Source organism: Cupriavidus sp. GW823-FHT07A04 (assembly GCF_058794615.1).
Window position 1 is genome coordinate 204,427 of the sequence record NZ_JBXAHA010000001.1, and the last position, 18,831, is coordinate 223,257.

At 66.0% G+C, this 18,831-nt stretch carries 15 protein-coding genes and 1 pseudogene; 7 read left to right on the top strand and 9 right to left on the bottom strand.

Annotated elements, in window-relative coordinates; all coding sequences use genetic code 11:
- Positions 1-59: 59 nt before the first annotated feature.
- The gene (gene pepN, locus AC1Q7Q_RS00955; RefSeq protein WP_492374103.1) at positions 60-2,759 is read right to left on the bottom strand and encodes an aminopeptidase N; all 2,700 of its coding nucleotides are present in this window, start codon (positions 2,757-2,759) and stop codon (positions 60-62) included.
- Between the two features lie 330 nt (positions 2,760-3,089).
- Here pepN and AC1Q7Q_RS00960 point away from each other — a divergent pair, with 330 nt between their 5' ends.
- Both AC1Q7Q_RS00960 and AC1Q7Q_RS00965 read left to right on the top strand, forming a co-directional pair.
- Positions 3,090-3,716 (top strand): DUF4136 domain-containing protein, encoded by a 627-nt coding sequence (locus AC1Q7Q_RS00960; RefSeq protein WP_492374131.1) that lies wholly within the window; start codon positions 3,090-3,092, stop codon positions 3,714-3,716.
- A gap of 262 nt (positions 3,717-3,978) precedes the next feature.
- Positions 3,979-6,300 carry an NADP-dependent malic enzyme gene (locus AC1Q7Q_RS00965; RefSeq protein ID WP_492374104.1) on the top strand — a complete coding sequence of 774 codons (2,322 nt, stop codon included), beginning with the start codon at positions 3,979-3,981 and terminating at the stop codon, positions 6,298-6,300.
- 133 nt (positions 6,301-6,433) lie between these two features.
- Here the strand turns inward: AC1Q7Q_RS00965 and AC1Q7Q_RS00970 are convergent, their stop codons facing one another.
- Positions 6,434-6,679 carry a hypothetical protein gene (locus AC1Q7Q_RS00970; protein ID WP_492374105.1) on the bottom strand — a complete coding sequence of 82 codons (246 nt, stop codon included), beginning with the start codon at positions 6,677-6,679 and terminating at the stop codon, positions 6,434-6,436.
- A 344-nt stretch (positions 6,680-7,023) separates the two neighbouring features.
- Between AC1Q7Q_RS00970 and AC1Q7Q_RS00975 the strand changes: the two genes are divergently transcribed.
- The gene (locus AC1Q7Q_RS00975) at positions 7,024-8,136 is read left to right on the top strand and encodes an aromatic ring-hydroxylating dioxygenase subunit alpha (protein WP_492374106.1); all 1,113 of its coding nucleotides are present in this window, start codon (positions 7,024-7,026) and stop codon (positions 8,134-8,136) included.
- An 80-nt stretch (positions 8,137-8,216) separates the two neighbouring features.
- Here AC1Q7Q_RS00975 and AC1Q7Q_RS00980 read toward each other — a convergent pair whose 3' ends face one another.
- On the bottom strand, positions 8,217-9,776 hold the full coding sequence (locus tag AC1Q7Q_RS00980; protein ID WP_492374107.1) for an MFS transporter: 1,560 nt from the start codon (positions 9,774-9,776) through the stop codon (positions 8,217-8,219).
- Positions 9,777-9,926: 150 nt separating this feature from the next.
- Between AC1Q7Q_RS00980 and AC1Q7Q_RS00985 the strand changes: the two genes are divergently transcribed.
- Positions 9,927-10,808 carry a LysR substrate-binding domain-containing protein gene (locus AC1Q7Q_RS00985; protein WP_492374108.1) on the top strand — a complete coding sequence of 294 codons (882 nt, stop codon included), beginning with the start codon at positions 9,927-9,929 and terminating at the stop codon, positions 10,806-10,808.
- Positions 10,809-10,871: 63 nt separating this feature from the next.
- Here AC1Q7Q_RS00985 and AC1Q7Q_RS00990 read toward each other — a convergent pair.
- A pseudogene (locus tag AC1Q7Q_RS00990) lies at positions 10,872-11,255 on the bottom strand (MFS transporter); the annotation flags it as partial.
- On the opposite strand from AC1Q7Q_RS00990, the gene AC1Q7Q_RS00995 reads away from it, so the two are divergent.
- Positions 11,142-11,402: a hypothetical protein gene (locus AC1Q7Q_RS00995; protein WP_492374133.1), complete on the top strand. Its 261-nt coding sequence runs from the start codon at positions 11,142-11,144 to the stop codon at positions 11,400-11,402. The pseudogene AC1Q7Q_RS00990 and the gene AC1Q7Q_RS00995 sit on opposite strands and share 114 nt — an antisense overlap.
- 95 nt (positions 11,403-11,497) lie before the next feature.
- Here AC1Q7Q_RS00995 and AC1Q7Q_RS01000 read toward each other — a convergent pair whose 3' ends face one another.
- From AC1Q7Q_RS01000 to AC1Q7Q_RS01020, 5 genes are all read right to left on the bottom strand, one after another.
- Complete coding sequence (locus tag AC1Q7Q_RS01000; protein ID WP_492374109.1) at positions 11,498-12,583, bottom strand: porin; 1,086 nt, start codon at positions 12,581-12,583, stop codon at positions 11,498-11,500.
- Between the two features lie 200 nt (positions 12,584-12,783).
- Positions 12,784-13,302 carry a 2-oxo-4-hydroxy-4-carboxy-5-ureidoimidazoline decarboxylase gene (uraD, locus tag AC1Q7Q_RS01005; protein ID WP_309408741.1) on the bottom strand — a complete coding sequence of 173 codons (519 nt, stop codon included), beginning with the start codon at positions 13,300-13,302 and terminating at the stop codon, positions 12,784-12,786.
- Between the two features lie 20 nt (positions 13,303-13,322).
- Positions 13,323-14,273 (bottom strand): allantoinase PuuE, encoded by a 951-nt coding sequence (gene puuE, locus AC1Q7Q_RS01010; protein WP_492374132.1) that lies wholly within the window; start codon positions 14,271-14,273, stop codon positions 13,323-13,325.
- 48 nt (positions 14,274-14,321) lie between these two features.
- The gene (locus AC1Q7Q_RS01015; RefSeq protein WP_043344656.1) at positions 14,322-15,728 is read right to left on the bottom strand and encodes a nucleobase:cation symporter-2 family protein; all 1,407 of its coding nucleotides are present in this window, start codon (positions 15,726-15,728) and stop codon (positions 14,322-14,324) included.
- A 150-nt stretch (positions 15,729-15,878) separates the two neighbouring features.
- Positions 15,879-16,622, bottom strand: a complete 744-nt coding sequence (locus tag AC1Q7Q_RS01020) for a GntR family transcriptional regulator (protein ID WP_174423888.1) — start codon at positions 16,620-16,622, stop codon at positions 15,879-15,881.
- A 313-nt stretch (positions 16,623-16,935) separates the two neighbouring features.
- On the opposite strand from AC1Q7Q_RS01020, the gene uraH reads away from it, so the two are divergent.
- Both uraH and AC1Q7Q_RS01030 read left to right on the top strand, forming a co-directional pair.
- Positions 16,936-17,289, top strand: coding sequence for a hydroxyisourate hydrolase (gene uraH, locus AC1Q7Q_RS01025; RefSeq protein WP_043344662.1), 354 nt, complete (start codon positions 16,936-16,938; stop codon positions 17,287-17,289).
- 31 nt (positions 17,290-17,320) lie between these two features.
- On the top strand, positions 17,321-18,526 hold the full coding sequence (locus AC1Q7Q_RS01030; RefSeq protein ID WP_174423889.1) for a urate hydroxylase PuuD: 1,206 nt from the start codon (positions 17,321-17,323) through the stop codon (positions 18,524-18,526).
- The last annotated feature ends 305 nt before the right edge of the window (positions 18,527-18,831 follow it).

Here is an 18,831-nt window from a genome sequence, read left to right on the forward strand (position 1 = left end):
CTGCGGGGGGTCCGGGGCCGTGCCCCCCCCCCCCCCCCCCCCCCCAGCCCGGCGCTGCCTTACGGCGCCAGCGCCTTGCTCACGATCTCGCGCACGTCGCGGGACAGGTCGCTGGCCGCCGCCACCTGCTCCAGCGCGGCGCGCATGCGGTCGCGCAGCGGCAGGGCGTACTTCTGCCAGCGATCCATCACCCGCGCCAGGCGGGACGCCACTTGCGGGTTGATGGCGTCCAGCGCCAGCACCTGCTCGGCCCAGAAGGCGTAGCCCGAGCCATCCTCGGCGTGGAACTGGGCCGGGTTGGCCGCGCAGAAGCTGAAGATCAGCGAGCGCGCGCGGTTGGGGTTGCGCAGGTTGAAGGCGGGATGCTGCATCAGCGCGCGCACCGTGTCGATGGTGTGCTTGCCCTTGTGGCCGGCGCTTTGCGGCCCTACGGTGCCGCGCTGCGTGCCTTGCAGCGAGAACCATTTGTCGATCACCAGCGGGTCTTGCTCGAAGCGCTGGTAGAAATCGGCCAGCGCGGCCTCGCGGCCGGGGGCAAAGGTGTTGACCATGGCGCTGAGCGCGGCGAAGCGGTCCGTCATGTTGTCGGCGGCCATGTATTGCGCTTCTGCCAGCGCCTGCATGGCGGCGTCACCGCTGTCGGCCAGGTAGCCCAGTGCCAGGTTGCGCAGCGCGCGCTTGCCGGCGGACACCGCATCGGGGCTGTAGGCGCCCGGCGTGGCGTTGGCCTCGTACGCGGCCAGCCAGTCGGCCTTGAGCGCGCGCGCCAGCGCCTCGCGCATGAACTGGCGGGCGCGATGGATGGCCGCCGGATCGGCCACGCCCATGCGCTCGGCGAGGTAAGCCTCGGCCGGCAGCGTCAGGGCCTGCTCGCGGAAGGCGGGGCTGAGCTGCTGGTCGTTGAGCACGGTGCGCAGCGCGGCCACCAGCGCCGGGTCGAGGTGGAGCTCGCGGCCGGCCTGGCTCTGGGCCACCAGTTGCAGCAGCGCGCGCGTGGTCAGGCGCTGGCCGGCCTCCCAGCGGTTGAACGGATCGCTGTCGTGCGCGAGCAGGAAGGTCAGCTGCGCTTCGCTGTACTCGGCGTCGATGATGACTGGCGCGGAGAAGTCGCGCAGCAACGACGCCAGCGGCGGCTCGGCGCCGCGCGGCAGGTTGATGAAGCGGAAGGTCTGCTCGGCCTCGGTGAAATCCAGCACGCGCGTGGTGGCGCCGGGCTGGCTTTCCCCCTCGAGCTGCAGCGCAAGGTCGGCGCCGCTGGCGTCGATCAGGCCCAGTGCGAAGGGGATATGGAAGGGCAGCTTGTCCGGCGTGCCGGGGCGCGTCTCGATGCCGACTTTGGGGCTGGTTTGCGACAGCGTCAGTGCCAGGGTGCCGGCGGCCGCATCCCACGCGGTGCGCACCGCGACCACCGGCGTGCCGGCCTGGCTGTACCAGCGGCCGAACTGTGTCAGGTCGCGGCCATTGGCGTCGGCCATGGCGGCGCGAAAGTCGTCGCAGGTCACGGCCTGGCCGTCGTGGCGCTGGAAGTACAGGTCCATGCCCTTGCGGAAACCGTCGCGGCCTAGCAGGGTCTGGTACATGCGCACGACCTCGGCGCCTTTCTCGTACACCGTCACGGTGTAGAAGTTGTTGATTTCCTCGTAGCTGTCGGGGCGCACCGGATGCGCCATGGGGCCGGCATCTTCGGGGAACTGTACCTGGCGCAGCATGCGCACGTCCTCGATGCGCTTGACCGCGCGCCCGGATTCGGAGCCCATCATGTCGGCCGAGAATTCCTGGTCGCGGAACACCGTCAGGCCTTCCTTGAGCGAGAGCTGGAACCAGTCGCGGCAGGTCACGCGGTTGCCGGTCCAGTTGTGGAAGTACTCATGCCCGACCACGGATTCGATATTGCCGAAATCGGCATCGGTGGCGGTTTCGGCGTTGGCCAGCACGTATTTGGTGTTGAAGATGTTGAGGCCCTTGTTCTCCATCGCGCCCATGTTGAAGTCGCCCACGGCGACGATCATGAAGCGGTCGAGGTCCAGCTCCAGGCCAAAGCGCTGCTCGTCCCAGCGGATCGAGTGGATCAGCGAATCCATGGCATGACGCGTCTTGGGCAGGTCCTGCGGCTCCACCCAGACCTGCAGCAATTTCTCCTTGCCGGAGGCGGACTGGATCCGCTCCTCGATGCATTCCAGCTTGCCGGCCACCAGCGCGAACAGGTAGGCGGGCTTCTTGAACGGGTCTTCCCAGACAGCCTCAAAGCGGCCGTCGGGCAGCTCGCGCTCGCTGATCAGGTTGCCGTTGGACAGCAGCACCGGGTAGGCCGCGCGCTGCGCGCGCAACGTGACCCGGAAGGTCGACATCACGTCGGGGCGGTCCAGGTAATAGGTAATCTTGCGGAAGCCCTCGGCTTCGCACTGGGTAAAGAAGTTGCCGTTGGAAACGTAGAGGCCGGACAGCGACGTGTTGGCGGCCGGCTGGCAGGCGGTGACGATTTCCAGCGTGCCTTGCGCGGGCAGCTCGGGCAGCGTCAGGCTGTCGGGCGTCTGCTGCGCGCCTTCCAGCGGCTTGCCGTCGAGGCGGACCCCGACGAGCTCCAGTGCCTCGCCCGCCAGCACCAGCGGGCCGGGTGCCTGGCGCGTGAAGCGCAGGATATTGGTGACCACCGTGCGCGCCGGGTCGAGCTCGAGGGTGAGGTCGACGTGCTCAAAAGCGAAGGCCGGCGGAGTATAGTCTTTGCGATGGACGGTAACGGGCGTGTCGGTGCGCAGCATGAAGGAATCCTGTCCTCTGAGGGCCACTTGGGGCGGCATGGTCGCCATGGTCACGGCAGGCGGGCAGGGCGGAAGGCGCTGCCGGGCCGCGTGCCACGGCACTGAAGAACCCATTGTAGCCAAGCGCGGGCGCCCCGGCTCGGGCGCGCGGCGCTGGTGGCCGATCGGGACGGAATTCCGCCGGCCCGGCACGGTCAGAGTCACACAACGGACAACGAATCGATGAGGGGCATGATGCCAAAACGATGGCTGGCAACGCTCGGAAAGCTGGTGAAGCTTGGTCAGGATTGGGGCCGGATAGCCGGCGAAGGCTGGCGCGGCAGCCGCCTGATGGCGGGCGCGGCGCTGCTCGGCGTGGCGCTGCTGTCCGGCTGCGCCAGCACCGTCACCACCGAGGTGACGGCCTTCCGCCAGGGCGACTGGCAGAACGATCCGCCGCGCACCTATGCCTTCGATCGCACCGGCGGCCAGCAGACGCAGCTCGAGGACCAGACCTATGAGCAGTGGCTGGCGCAGGCGCTCTCCGGAATCGGCTTCGAGCAGGTGGCCCGGCCACAGGCGCATTACCTGGTCAGCATGGAGTACGACAGCAACTCGCGGCTGATGCGGATCCAGGAGACCAACTACGTCGACCCGTGGGGCCCCGGCTTTTATCCCGGCCCTTACTGGGGGCCTTACTACCGCCCCTGGGGCCCGTACGGCTGGGGTGGCCCGGGCTACTGGCCGCCGGTGACCACGGTGCGCGATGTGCCGGTCACCCAGTCCACGCTGCGCGTATTCTTCAAGGATGCCGCCAGCGGCCGCCGGGTCTACCAGGTCACGGCGAACCACCGCGCAGAGGGGGCGTCCCTGCAGGCGGCGATGCCCTACCTGATCCGCAGCGCCTTCGTGCAGTTCCCGGCGGAGAGCGGCCGGCCACGGCGGGTGACATTGCCGCTGGACCCGAATGACAAGTAGCAGGTGGCAAGCCACAAGCAAGGCATTGCCTGTGCGGTGGTAAAAACTGAATTGCCCGGCGAAAAGCCTTAAATCCCCGGATGCCCCAGTGGGAGGGGCTTCGCGCCGGGCTTGGGTGAGCTAGAATGACGGCTCGATTTTTCGGCCCGAGCCGCCGGAGCCCGTCTTTGAAAGCTGCAATGGAAGATTCCGGCAAGCCACGCCGGATACGACCGGCGCGGCCTCGGCGGGCACTGGCAGGGCCACTTCCTGGACGAGCATAATGACCAGCAAGACCGGCGGTGATGCACCGCAACATGCCCCCAACAGTCCTGAAGCGCAATTGCGCCTGGCCGCGCTGGAATACCACCGCAGCCCGACCAAGGGCAAGATCCAGGTAAACGCGACCAAGGCGCTGTCCAACCAGCGCGACTTGTCCCTGGCCTACTCCCCGGGCGTGGCCTACGCCTGCGAGGAGATCGCCAAGGATCCCGCGATGGCCGCCGAGTACACCTCGCGTGGCAACCTGGTGGCAGTGATCACCAACGGTACCGCCGTGCTCGGCATGGGCGACATCGGTCCTCTGGCCGGCAAGCCGGTGATGGAGGGCAAGGGTTGCCTGTTCAAGAAGTTCGCCGGCATCGACGTGTTCGACATCGAGCTCGATGCGCACGACCCGGACAAGATCGTCGAGATCGTGGCAGCGCTGGAGCCGACGATCGGCGGCGTGAACCTCGAAGACATCAAGGCGCCCGAGTGCTTCTACATCGAGAAGAAGCTGCGCGAACGCATGAACATCCCCGTCTTCCACGATGACCAGCACGGCACCGCCATCATCTCCGGCGCGGCGCTGCTCAACGGCCTGAAGGTGGTCGGCAAGGATATCGCCAAGGTCAAGCTGGCGGTCTCCGGCGCCGGCGCCGCGGCCATCGCCTGCCTGGACACCATGGTGAGCCTGGGCGTGACCCGCTCGAACATCTCGGTGGTCGATTCCAAGGGCGTGATCTATGTGGGCCGCGACGCCAACATGGAACCCAACAAGGCGCGCTACGCGCAAGACACCTCGAACCGCACCCTGGCCGACATCGTCAATGGCGCCGATGTGTTCCTGGGCTGCTCGACCGCCGGCGTGCTGACCGCCGAGATGGTCAAGACCATGGCCGACAAGCCCATCATCCTGGCACTGGCCAACCCTGAGCCGGAAATCCGCCCGGAAGTGGCCAAGGCCGCGCGCCCGGATTGCATCATCGCCACCGGCCGCTCGGACTACCCGAACCAGGTCAACAACGTGCTGTGCTTCCCGTACATCTTCCGCGGCGCGCTGGATTGCGGCGCCACCAAGATCACGGAAGCCATGAAGCTGGCCTGCGTCAAGGCCATCGCCGACCTGGCCGAAGCCGAGCTGAACGACGCCGTTGCTGCCGCCTACGGTGGCCAGGAACTGAAGTTCGGCCCGGACTACATCATCCCGACGCCGTTCGACCAGCGCCTGATCGAGAAGATCGCGCCGGCGGTGGCCAAGGCCGCCGAGGAATCCGGCGTGGCCACCCGTCCGATCAAGGACCTGGAAGCCTACCGCCAGCAGCTCACCCAGTACGTCTACCACACCGGCCTGATCATGAAGCCGGTGTTCACGGCCGCCAAGGCCGCGCCCAAGCGCGTGGTCTATGCCGAGGGCGAAGAAGAGCGCGTGCTGCGCGCGGTGCAGACCGTGGTGGACGAAGGCCTGGCCCGTCCGATCCTGATCGGCCGCCCGCACGTGATCCAGATGCGCATCGACAAGGCCGGCCTGCGCCTGAAGGCCGGCACGGACTTCGAGCTGATCAACCCGGAAGACGACCCGCGCTACCGTGCCTACCACGAGGCCTACCACGCGCTGCGCGGCCGCGACGGCGTCACGCCGGACATGGCCAAGGTGGCGCTGCGCCGCTCCAATACGCTGATCGGCACCATGCTGATGCATATGGGCGACGCCGACGCGATGCTGTGCGGCACCGTGGGCCGCTTCGAAGCCCACCTGGAGCATGTGCGGGACGTGATCGGCCTGGCGCCAGGCGCCAAGGTGTTCGCCGCGATGAACGCGCTGATGCTCGAGAAGTACACGCTGTTCATCACCGACACCTTCGTCAATGACGATCCCACCGCGGAGGAACTCGCCGCCATCACGCAGCTGGCCGCCGAGGAGATCGCGCGTTTTGGCCAGCACCCGAAGGTGGCGCTGATGTCGCACTCGATGTTCGGCTCGTCGGACCGCCCGTCGGCCAGGAAGATGCGCGCGGCCCAGGAGATCCTGGCCCGCGAGGCACCGCACCTGGAAGTGGAGGGCGAGATGCAGGGCGACGCCGCCCTGGTCGAGGACGTGCGCCGCCACTTCCTGCCGGGCACCAAGCTGGCCGGTAGCGCCAACCTGCTGGTCATGCCGACGCTGGATGCAGCCAACATCGCCTTCAACCTGCTCAAGATCACGGGCGGGCAAGGCGTCACCATTGGCCCGATCCTGCTGGGTGCGGCCAAGCCGGTGCACATTCTCAACCCGCAAGCTACCACCCGCCGCATCGTCAACATGACGGCGGTAGCGGTGGCCGAAGCCAACGCGGTGCGCTGATCCGGCGGCGCGGCCGGCTTGCCGGCCGCCACCCAATGAAAACGGGGCTCCTTTGGAGCCCCGTTTTTTTTGACCGGCTTGTGAAGCAGTTCCGCCGGCCCGGAAAACCTGTCCCGCCCTGATCCCGTTGCCGCTATTGCAACATGTTGTACTGCTCGCGCATCACGACGATGATGGACTTGGCTGCTGCCAGCCGGGTTGGCAAATGGTCGTCCTCCTCGCGCGGGAAATCGACTTCCGCACTCCAGTTGCAACCGGTGTGGTCGGGCTGGTGAACTCGCATGGCGTGCAGTTCGCACTCGCCGCACTCTGGATTGTTGTTGAGGAACTGGTTCAGGATGGCCATCAACTCCGACCGGGTCTTTGCATCACGCCGCATGAGTCACCTCGTCCGTTGCCGTCTTGTTGCCTGGAACCTAAATTTAGGCACGCAGGCGCAGGCCCGCCAATTGAATCGCCCTATTAAGCAGCGACTTTCGATCCCGAAATCCGGTAGTTTATCTCTATCGCACTGCAGCAAATCCATGCTGCGTCGCGGCACCGGCGAAACCAGCGGCGCCCAAACCGGTCGAACCGCCATGGTGCGGCGCGCGCTGCCCAGCAGCGGGCGCGAGGCGTGCAATGCGCCGCCGGTCCGGCGGCGAGGCTCCCCTCGGCGCCAGGGCAATCTCGCGAACCTGGCGACCCCTGGCCATCCTCGCGGCCATCCTCAAGGCAATCCCCATGCTGAAGAATCTCTGGTATGTGCTAGGCCACTCAACGGATGTGCGTGCCGAGCCTGTCACGGTGACCGCGCTGGGCCAGAAGCTGGTGCTGTTTCGCGATAGCGCCGGCCTGGCCTGCGTGCTGTCCGACGTTTGCGCGCATCGGGGTGGCTCGCTCAGCCATGGCCGCGTGGTGGCCGGCGACGTGGCGTGCCCGTACCACGGCTGGCGCTACGACGGCAATGGCATCTGCACGCATATCCCGGCCCAGCCGGGACTGCGGGTGCCCACCCGGGCGCGGGTGGACGCTTACCCGACGGTGGAGCGCTTTGGCTGGGTCTGGGCCTTCCTGGGAGACCTGCCGCCGGCGGAGCGGCCGCCGCTGCCGGATCTGTCCTGGGCCGAGGATCCCCGTTTCCGGCTGGTGCGCGGGCATTTCGACTGGGATGCCAGCTGGGACCGCGTGATGGAGAACGGCCTGGATTTTGCCCACGCGCCATTCGTGCATGGCACGGCTTTCGGCGACCCCGCGCATCCCGAGATCGACGACTTCACGGTAGAGGCAGGCGAGTGGCAGGGCGAGGCGCGCATGCGCATGTACCGCCCGCGGCGCCGCTCATGGCCGGCGTGGCTCGCCCGCGGGGCAGCGGGTGGCCGGGTGCCGGTCTACACCACGCCGGGCTACCACTTCTCCGGGCCGTGCACCACGCTGCGGCTCGAGCCCCGTCCCGGCTGGGAGATCCGCATCGTTTCGGCGCACCTGCCGGTCGACGCCAAACGCACGCGCACCCTGTGGATGATGGGACGTACCTTCATGAAGAGCGCGCTGCTTGACGCGCGCACCCGCCGCAGCAACCTGCGCATCTTCGAGCAGGACCATGCCGTGCTATCCCGGGTTTGCCCCCAGCACACGCCCGACGACTGGCAGGAGGAAGTGTCGGTGCGCTCGGACGGCTTGCAGATCGCCTTTCGCAAGACGCTCAAGGCGCTCGAAGCGCGCGGCTGGGAGATCGACCTGGCCCGCGTGGCCAGCGAGTTCGCGGGGCGCAAGGCGTGCGCGATTCCGTGCCCGGCACGGCGTGAATCGTCGGCCTGGGCCATCGCCGGCGTGCCAACCCGGGGAGGCGGCTGAACGTACCGGGCATCGACCTGCGGCGGCTACCTGACGCAGGGCACGCCGCGCACCTTCCAGCTGGCGATGGCGGCGGACTTCTAAGCGCAGCGGCCCGCGGGATCGGCAACCGCCTGATGCCCTCGTTTGCCGGGGGCGAACATCATCAGGCTGAGCAAGGCGAGGACCCAGGCGCCAATCCCGCCATACAGCATCACCCAGCCAAAGCCATGGACCAGCGCCGCATGCAGCGCGGCGCCGGACGCGTCCAGGGCCGGCAGTTGCGCGAAGGCGTCACCGGGCGCATCCAGGTTGCCCACGGCAATGCGCTGCGCCAGCGCGCGCAACTGCAACGCATCGAACGCCCCCGGAAAGGCACGCTTCAGATACGCAGAGATCCCTGCGACCAGGATGAATCCCATCAACGCGATATTGACCGCCAGCGAGATCATCCGCGCGCTCATGTCGATGCCGGAGGCCATGCCCGCGCGGCTGCTGGGAACCGAGCCGGTGGTGGTGTTGGTCACCGGCGTGTTGGTGATGCCCAGGCCGATGCCGGCCAGCAGCGAACCCGGCAGCAGGGTGAGCCAGCTCGCCTGCGCCAGGCTGCTGCCGAGCTTCATCAGCATGAAGCCCAGCCCGATCGTGAACAAGCCCAGGGGAATGACCCTGCCGGCCCCGTAGCGCAGCGCAAGCCGCTCTCCCAGCGGCGGAAACAACAGCGTGGGCAGCGTGTAAGCCAGCAAGGACAAACCGGCGGTCACGCTGCCGTAGCCCAGGCCGCCGTGGAAATAAAGCGGCAGGTAAATCATGAATGGCCAGAAGCTGAAGTTCATGCCCATGGAGCCAAGCAGCGCGCCCGAGAAGTCCCGGCTGCGGAACACCGAAACATCGAACATCGGATTCGGATTGTGTTTTTCCGCAAGCAGGAAAGCCACGAAGCTGGCCGCCGTCGCGGCCGTCATGCCGATCGCGGCGGCGCGGGAAACCCCGGCCTCCGGTCCCTGCGTGATCAGGTAGGCCAGGCCGAAAACGGCCAGCGACAGCGTGACGATGCCCGCGATATCGAGCTTGCCCGCCTGCGGATCGCGCGACTCTTCCACGCCCGCGAAGACCAGCGCCAAGGTCAGGATGGCCAGCAGCACGTGCACCAGAAACACCCATTGCCAGCTGGATACGGCAACGATCATGCCGCCAACGATTGGCCCGAAACCCAGGCCGATTCCGAACACGACGCCCCAGGCGCCAAAGGCCTTGCTGCGTTCCTTGCCTTCCTGGAACTGATGCGACAGGATCGCCACCAGGCAGATCAGCATCGCGCCGCCGGCCATGCCCTGGAGGAACCGGCTGGCAATCAGCACGGCGGCGCTTTGCGCCAGGCCGCAGATCAGGGAGGCGATGCCGAACAAGGCAATGCCGAGGACGAACATGCGCTTGCGGCCAAAGCGGTCGGCCAGCGTGCCGGCCGCCATCAGCACCGTGGTGCAGGCGATGGTGTAGGCATTCATGATCCATTGCATGTCCCCGAAGCCGCCGTGCAGGACGTGCTCAAGGGTGGGCAGAATGACCGGCACACTGGAAATCTCCAGGCCGAACATCAGCGCGGCCAGGCAGACGGCGGCCAATGCCATTTGGTTTTTACGGGAATGAGTGAGGCGCATCGATGGTGCTTTCCAGGCGAATCCGGTTGCGGGGAACGGATGGCGTCATGCTCGACGCCGGTCTTGGCGCACATTGTGGGCGAGTCCTCGTCATGATAGAAATGATCTAATTTCTTCCGATTCATTAGCGTTCATCATAAATAAGGGACCATGGATTTCGATCCGACACTGCTGCGGGCCTTTGTCGCCGTCAAGGAAACCGGCGGCTTCACGCGCGCGGCGCAGCGGCTGCACCTGACGCAGTCCGCGGTCAGCCATCAGATCCGGCGGCTCGAAGAGCAGGTGGGCCGGCCGCTGCTGCACCGCACGACACGCACTCTGACCCTGACCGAGGACGGCAACGATTTTCTCCAGCACGCGGAGCAGATCCTGGCCTCGCTCGATGCACTTTCGCGCCGGTTCCAGCCCTCTCCCGTTTGCGGCGTGGTGCGCTTCGGCGTGCCGGAAACCTTCCTGGGCGAGCGGCTGCCGCAACTGCTGTCACGGTTCTCCAGGGCATTCCCCGCCGTGCGTCTCGATGTGAGCGTGGGCACTTACCTGGACTTGCGCGCGATGATCAAGGCCGGCGAACTGGATCTTGCCGTGGTGTTGTCGGCGCCCGGCGGGGAGGGCGGCACGGTGTTGCAGCAGACGCAGTTCGTGTGGGCCGCCGCCCAGGCCTTCGAGATCGCACCGGGTGCGTCGTTGCCGCTCGCGCTGTCGCCCTCGCCGTGCGTCAACCGGCAGGTGGGCGTGGCGGCACTGGAGGGCACCTCCATACCGTGGCACGTGGCGTTTACTTCGCCAAGCCAGGAGGGCATCCGCACCGCGGTACTGGCGGGGCTCGGCGCCTCGGTGCAAATCCGCGGCGACCTGAAGCCGGGGATGAAGGTGGTCGATGGCCAGTACGGCTTGCCGGCGCTGCCTGCAGCGGATTTTGCGCTGATCTGGAGCGATGGCGAGAAGACGCCGGCCGCGCGCGAGTTCGGGCGGTTGCTGGTGAGCCTGCAGGCGCCGCCGCCCAAGCCCGGCCGGCGGCTCAAGAATCCCTAGCGCTCGCAGCGCCGCGCGCTAGGCTACGCCGGGCCGCGCCGGGAACCCATGCCCGCGCGAGGCCCACGCAATCAGCAGCCCCACAACCAGCAAGACAAGCAGCGCCCACGGGAACGCGCCGACGCCGGCCACGGCCAGTGCGCGGCCCTTGAGGTGATCCGGCACCATGCGCCGCGCATAGCCCGCGAGCATGCACCAGATCAGGCCGCCCGCCATGCCGGCCGGGAAGCGCGCCACTAGTGCCATCACGTAGCCGGGCGCCAGCGCGGTAAGCGTATTGAAGACCAGCAGTCCCGCCAGCGCTGCCAGCAGCAATGGCCGGCGGCGCCAGCCTTGCGTGGCCGCGGTGAGCGGGATGGCCGCCACCAGCGAGCCGATGGCGTAGAGGCTTACGAACTGGCCAGCAAGCGCCTCGGATACCCCCAGCCCCTCGCTGATCGGCGCCAGCTGGACGAAGGCACGCTTGTCAGCGTGCTGGACGACTACAACCAGGACCGCACGATGCTGCGCGTGCTGTGGCCGTCCAGCCGCCAGCTGTCGCCCAAGCTCAGGGCCTTCGTGGACTTCATCGCCGGCAACCTGCTGGCAGCCTGAGCACGGCGCGCCGGCGGGGCATAAAAAAACCCGCCACAAGGGCGGGTTGTTGGGCGGGAGGACGGGTATCCGTTCCCGTTGGCAAGGGGAAAGCGTCAGAACTTGTGGCGCAGGCCCACACCAAAGGTGTCGCCGTGCGACAGGTCGGTGATCTTGTCGTAGAAGTAAGCGGCGTAGACGTCGGTGCGCTTGGACAGGTTGTAGTCGTAGGCGACTGCCACCGTGTTGCGCTTGAAGTCCGCGACCGAGTTCTTGGTCTTGTCGTAAGCGTAGGACGCCAGGATATTGCCATTGCCGACCGGCACCGAAACGCCGACCTGGCCGTTGGTGTGCTTGATGTCGCCGTTGACGTTGTTGTTGATGTCCGACTTGATGTACTGGCCTTGCGCGAACAGCTTGACGATCTTGAAGTCGTAGCTCACGCCGCCCTGCACCGCATTCTGCTTGCTGAAGCCGACCAGCAGCGGGCTGGTCGACGCGGTCACGTCACCCGGCGTGCTGTCGAACTTGACTTGCTGGAAGGCCAGCGTGGCAGCGAACGGGCCGTTGAAGTACATCAGGTTGCCGCCCCACTTGTTCTGGCCGGTGGCGCCAGCTTTCTCGCCAAACGAGTAGATCACGTTGGCGGTCAGGCCGCCGAAGTTCGGCGTGGAGTACAGCAGCGAGTTGTTCCAGCCCGAATCGCCGATGATGCCCGGGTCGTTCACGCGGGCCGTGGAGGCGCCGAAATAGGTGTGGAACACCATCGGCGAGAACACGTAGGAGTCGACCAGCGGGTTGAACAGGATGGTCGACACGAAGAAGGGCGTGGTGTTGCGGCCCAGCTTGATGGTGCCCAGCTTGTCGTTCTGCAGGCCCACGAATGCATTGCGGCTGAACATCGAGTCGCCGTTGAAGCGGCCCGAGGAGCCGCTGTCGGTGCGGAAGAAGCCGTTCAGGTCGAAGATGGCCTTGGTGCCGCCGCCGAGGTCTTCGGTGCCCTTGATGCCCCAGTACGAGGTCTGCATGCCGCCCGAATTGGCGACATAGGCGCGGTTGGCGGCACCGACGTTCTTGACGCCGCCGACGAACATGTCGGCCTGGCCGTACAGCGTGACGCTGGATTGCGCCATGGCCGCGCCGCTGAAAAGGGCTGCCGCCATCGCTGCCAGCTTGAGGGCCGGCTTGATCTGCTTATGCATTGTGGGTTTCTCCGTGGTTGATCCGTTGCGTTCTCTGTGTACTGGGTCCCTGACGGGTTCTATTAGCTCTGGTGTTTTTCTTCGTGCCGGGCAGGCGCCGGACCTGGGCTCGGTCCGGGCAATGCCCGTTACAGCAGCGTGGGTAAGTCAGCGGTAAATCAGAGGTATGGCAGGGCTAACGAACCCGCTGCCTTTTTGGCTCAGCCGGATACTAAGTCGTTCAGGCGGAATTGCGCAATGCGGTGGATCTGGTTGATGCAAGTTTGCAACTCCGCGGCCGGTTCGTTGTTCACGCGCCTTGCGAACTCGCCGATGATGCCGGCGCGGTCGTAGCCGCGCACCGCCAGGATGAAGGGGAAGCCGAATTTCTCGTTGTACTGGCGGTTGAGCGACTGCAGTTGCTCGAACTGCGCCGCGGAGCACTGGTCCAGGCCGGCGCCGCTTTGCTCGCGGGTGGATTCGGCGGTCAGCTCGCCGCGCACTGCGGCCTTGCCGGCCAGCTCCGGGTGGGCGCGCACCAGCTTGATCTGGGCGGCATCGCCCGCGCCGTCCACGATGGCGCGCATGGCGTCGGCCAGCGCGGCAGCATGGGCGAAGGGGCGCTGCGTGGCGGCGGCCTGCGCCACCCACGCGGAGTGTTCATAGATGCCGCCGAGCGCCTGGATGAAGTCGGCGGCCGGCATGGCGTTGAGTTGGTCGAGGGTGTAGGTCTGGCTCATGGTTCGGCTTATCGTTCGGCTTAGGCGTGGTTCTGTGCGGAGTAGGGATGAGTTTCGGCCCAGTGGCGCGCGATATCCACGCGCCGGCAGATCCAGACCTTGTCGTGTCCCTGCACGTAGTCGAGAAAGCGCTGCAGCCCGCGCATGCGGCCCGGGCGGCCCAGCAGGCGGCAGTGCATGCCCACCGACAGCATCTTGGGGCGATCCAGCCCCTGCGGATCGCCCTCGGCGTAGAGCACGTCGAAGGCGTCCTTGAGGTACTGGAAGAACTGCTCGCCGGTGTTGAAGCCTTGCGGCGTGGCAAAGCGCATGTCGTTGGAGTCGAGCGTATAGGGCACCACCAGGTGGGGCTTCTTTTCGCCGCCGGTGACTTCCACCTCGGTCCAGAAGGGCAGGTCGTCGCCGTAGTAGTCCGAGTCGTACAGCAGCCCGCCGTGCTCCACCACCAGGCGGCGGGTGTTGGGGCTGTCGCGGCCGGTGTACCAGCCCAGTGGCAGCGATCCGGTCAGCTCCTTGATGATCTGCATGCCGATGCGCATGTGCTCGCGCTCGGTGGCTTCGTCCATGCCCTGGTAGTGGATCCAGCGCCACCCATGGCAAGCGATCTCATGGCCGAGCTCGACGAACGCGCGGGTCAGGTCCGGATGGCGCTGCAATGCCATTGACACGCCGAAGATCGTCAGCGGCAGCCCGCGCTGCTCGAACTCGCGCAGGATGCGCCAGACGCCGGCGCGCGAGCCGTACTCGTACACGCCCTCCATGCTCATGTGGCGGTCGGGGTAAGCCGCCGCGCCGATGATCTCGGAGAGGAACTGCTCGGAGCCGGCATCGCCGTGCAGCACGTTGTTTTCGCCGCCCTCTTCGTAGTTGAGGACGAACTGCAGCGCAATGCGCGCGCCGCCCGGCCAGCGGGCGTGCGGCGGCTGGCTGCCGTAACCGATCAGATCGCGTGGATAGTTGTGGCTTGTCATCAGGGTCATGGTTCTTCAGGAAACTGTGCCGGCCGCCGCCGGCTGGACTTATTCCGTGCCGTGCGAGTTGGCCGCGGCGTTGCGCATGGCTTCTTCACGCGACTGGATGCCGTTGAAGAAGACGTTGAGCACGACTGCCACGATGGTGCCCAGCACGATGCCGCTGTGGGTGAACGGGTCGGTCCACTTGGGCAGGTACTGGAAGAAGGTCGGCGCCAGCGTCGGGATCATGCCGAAGCCGATCGAGATGGCGACGATGAACAGGTTGAAACGGTTGCGGTTGAAATCGCACGAGCCCAGGATGCGGATGCCGGTGGCGGCCACCATGCCGAACATCACGATGCCCGCGCCGCCGAGCACGAACTGCGGCACCGAGGCCACGATGTGCGCCATCTTCGGGAACAGGCCCAGGCCGATCAGGATGATGCCGCCAGCCACTGCCACATAGCGCGAGCGCACGCCGGTCACTGTCACCAGGCCCACGTTCTGCGAGAACGAGGTGTAGGGGAAGGTATTGAACACGCCGCCGATCACGGTGCCAAGGCCGTCCGCGCGCAGGCCGCGGGTCAGGTCCTCGTTGGACAGGCGCTTGCCTGTGATGTCGGCCAGCGCGAGGAACATGCCGGTGGATTCCACCAGCGTGATCAGCATCACCACGCACATCGACAGGATGGCCGGAAGGTCGAAGGTCGGGATGCCGAAGTGCAGCGGCGTGATCAGCGCGATCGCGCTGGCGTCGCTAAGGCCTTCGAAGGAGACCTTGCCCAGCGCCATCGCCACCAGGGTGCCGATCACGATGCCAAGCAGCACCGCGCAGTTGGAGATCAGGCCGCGGCCATACTTGCTCAGCAGCAGGATCGCCACCAGCACCAGCGCCGCGATGCCCAGGTTGCCCAGGTCGCCATAGGCGAGGTTTGGCACATCCTTGACCACGCCGTCGATCACGGCACGGGTGGTGGGCTGGCCGCCGGCCGCCCAGTTGATGCCCACCCGCATCAGCGACACCCCGATCAGCGTGATCACCGTGCCGGTGACGACAGGCGGGAACAGCCCCAGCATGCGTCCCATCAGCGGCGCCACCAGGATGCCGAACACCCCCGCGGCAATCACCGCGCCGTAGATGCCCAGCAGGCCCACGTTGGGGTCGGAGCCGATGGCGATCATCGGCGCCACCGAGGCAAAGGTCACTCCCATCATGACCGGCATGCGGATGCCGAACTTCCAGAAGCCGAAAGCCTGGATCAGCGTGGCCAGGCCCGCCGCGAACAGGTCGGCATTGATCAGGAAGGCGAGCTGATCCTTGGGCAGCTTGAGCGCGCCGCCGATGATCAGCGGCACCGCGACGGTACCGGCATACATCACCAGCACGTGCTGCAGGCCGAGCGCAAGCAGCCGGCCCGAAGGCAGCCGCTCGTTGGTTTGGTCCGTTGTGACCGTGGTGCTAGCGCTAGTCATGGATGTGTCTCCTCTCCTTTGGATTTGATGGGAACGCTGCCGGGCGGGGTGGCTCTCGGTATGTGACTCCGGCTTCGCGCATCGTCGGGGACGCGTTTCTCATGAGCAGGAATCGGGCCTTGGCCGCAGGTTGGCAACGGGAACAACTTGCTAGGTGGAGTGACCCAGCACGCTGCGAAGATCGAAATTGCCCGGTTCATCGGGCTGCACGCGGTCCGCGCATGCGCCGAGGTGGTGCGCCATGCGGCTCTGGGCCAGGGCGGCATCGCCCTGTTCCAGTGCGTCGAGGATCTCTTCGTGTTCATCGAAGGAGCAGGCGTTATTGCCCGGCGCCTCGACGCTGGCGATCATCAGCGTGGTGCGCGACACCAGCCGGCGCATCATGGTGACCAGCAGCGCATTGCCCGAAAGCTCGGCCAGTGCGGTATGGAACTCGGCCGACAGGCGGATCCACTTGGGCCGCTCATTGGTGAGGAAGGCCTGGCGCTCGGCCTCCACCATCTTGCGCAGCGGCGCGATCACGCGCTTGACGTCGCGCATGCCGGCGAGCTTCTCCAGCACCGCGCGCTCCAGCATCTGGCGCAGCTCGAACATGTCGTGCGCCTCGTCGGTGGAGGGGCTGGCGATGAAGGCGCCGCGGTTGGGCTCCAGGTCCACCATGCCGTCGGCGGCAAGGTGCGCCAGCACCTTGCGCACCGTGTGGCGCGCGGTGGCATAGATTTCGCACAGCGAGTGCTCGGTCAGCTTGGTGCGCGGGGGCAGTCGGTGCTCCATGATCGCGTCATAGATCTCGTGATACATGCGCTCCTCGACGGAACCCTTGCGGGCGGGCTTGATTTCGGTCGGGGCGGCGGTGTCATCGGCACCGGCGATCAGCTTGAGACTCTTGGACATCTTGGCACCAGCGTATCGGTGAGGAGGGGAGCAGCGCGCCGTGTAAGCGGGGTGAAGCAGAGTGGCGCGCCCCAAAAATTGTTGACAATTATTTGGTTAGCACGGCAATATTGTCAACAAAACCGAGCTAGGTTTTCGACAAGTCAGGGTAATTCCTGAGTTGCCATCCGGAGTGGTGCGAAGCATTGTCGCCATGCACCAGTCCAGCGCCGGGATGCGTTAGAAATACGTACCGAGCGGGCACCATTCCCACAAATGGTGCTAGTGAAGGCAGCGGCGCCTCTCACAACCCAAAGCCCTAAGGAATAACAGGATGGGACGCTTGACCACACATGTACTCGACACCGCAGCCGGCACGCCCGGCGCCGGCATGTCGATTACCCTGCATAAAATTGTCGACAATCGTAAGGAGACGCTGAAGACAGTCGTCACCAACCACGATGGCCGTTGCGACCAGCCCCTGCTGGATGGCGACACCATGGCGGTCGGGGTGTACGAACTCGAATTCGGCGCCGGCGATTATTTCCGCACCCAGGGCACCAAGCTGCCCGAGCCGGCTTTCCTGGACGTGGTGACGCTGCGTTTCGGCATCGCCGACACCAGCGCGCATTACCACGTGCCGCTGCTGGTCTCCCCCTGGTCGTACTCGACCTACCGTGGCAGCTAAGCGCGGCAACGGGCAATAAAGGAGACAAGACATGGAAGGCTATATCCTCGACTGGGCCAATCTGCTGCTGCGCTGGGTGCACGTCATCACGGCGATCGCGTGGATCGGTTCCTCGTTCTATTTCGTCTGGCTGGACAACAGCCTGACCCGTCCCGACGACCCAGACCTGCAGGAGAAGGGCGTGGGCGGTGAACTGTGGGCGGTGCACGGCGGCGGGTTCTACAACCCGCAGAAATACCTGAGCGCGCCCAAGACGCTGCCGGAGAACCTGCACTGGTTCTACTGGGAGTCGTATTCCACCTGGATGACCGGCTTCGGCCTGCTGGTGGTGCTGTACCTGTTCAACGCCAGCACGTTCCTGATCGACAAGAACGTGATGGACATGTCGCCGGGCGCGGCGATCGGGTTTGCGCTGTCGTATCTTGGCGTGGGCTGGGTGGTGTACGACTGCATCTGCCGCGTGTTCGGCAAGAGCGACCGCACCGTCGGCATCCTGGTGGCGATCTACGTGGCGCTGGCCGCGTTCGTGGCCTGCCACGTGTTCTCGGGCCGCGCGGCTTTCCTGCTGACCGGCGCGATGATCGCGACCATCATGAGCGCCAACGTGCTGGTGTGGATCATCCCGGGGCAGCGCAAGGTGGTTGCCGCGCTGCGCGCGGGCGATCCGGTGGATCCGGTGCATGGCAAGAACGCCAAGCAGCGCAGCGTGCACAACACGTACTTCACGCTGCCGGTGCTGTTCGCCATGCTGTCGAACCACTACAGCATGACCTACAGCTACAAGTACAACTGGGCCGTGCTGGTGCTGATCATGCTGGCCGGCGTGCTGATTCGCCAGTTCTTCATCCTCAAGCACAAGGGCAAGATCAACGTCGCGTGGCCGGCTGCCGGCGTGGCCGTGCTGGCGGTGGTCGCGGTGATGATCGCGCCGGTGCCGCGTGAGGTGGTCGCCAGCAAGGACGGTGCAGCTCCCGCGCAGGTGAGCTTCACCCAGGTGCAGGAAGTCATCAACTCGCGCTGCATCCAGTGCCACGCCGCGGCGCCAAAGATGATGCCGAGCGCCGCCAAGGGTATCAAGCTCGATACCGCCGACGAGATCAAGGCGCATGCGCAGATGATCTACCAGCAGGCGGTGCAGCAAAAGGCCATGCCGCTTGGCAACGTCACGCAGATCACGGATGACGAGCGCGCGCTGCTGGGCCAGTGGTTCGAGGCAGGCGCCAAGACCACCAACTGATTTGATAGAGATCAACGGGCCCGGCCGAGAGGCGGGCCTGTTACCGAGCATCGGTGATCGGCGGTCCGGTGGCTATGTTGTTGATGGCCGGAGGTCCGGACCGACGAGGGTTTGAGCGGGGCGCAAGCCCCGTTTTTTTATTTGAGAGTTGGTAATTGGGGGTTGGTCGCTGTTTCTTTTTGCGGCGTTGGTTTTTGGACCCAAGTGCCGTACGACATCGCCCTTGCGTGGTTGGTTGCTGTTTCTTTTTGCGGCGATGGTTTTTGGGTGCAAAAACCAACGCCGCTCAAACAAACAGCGACCAA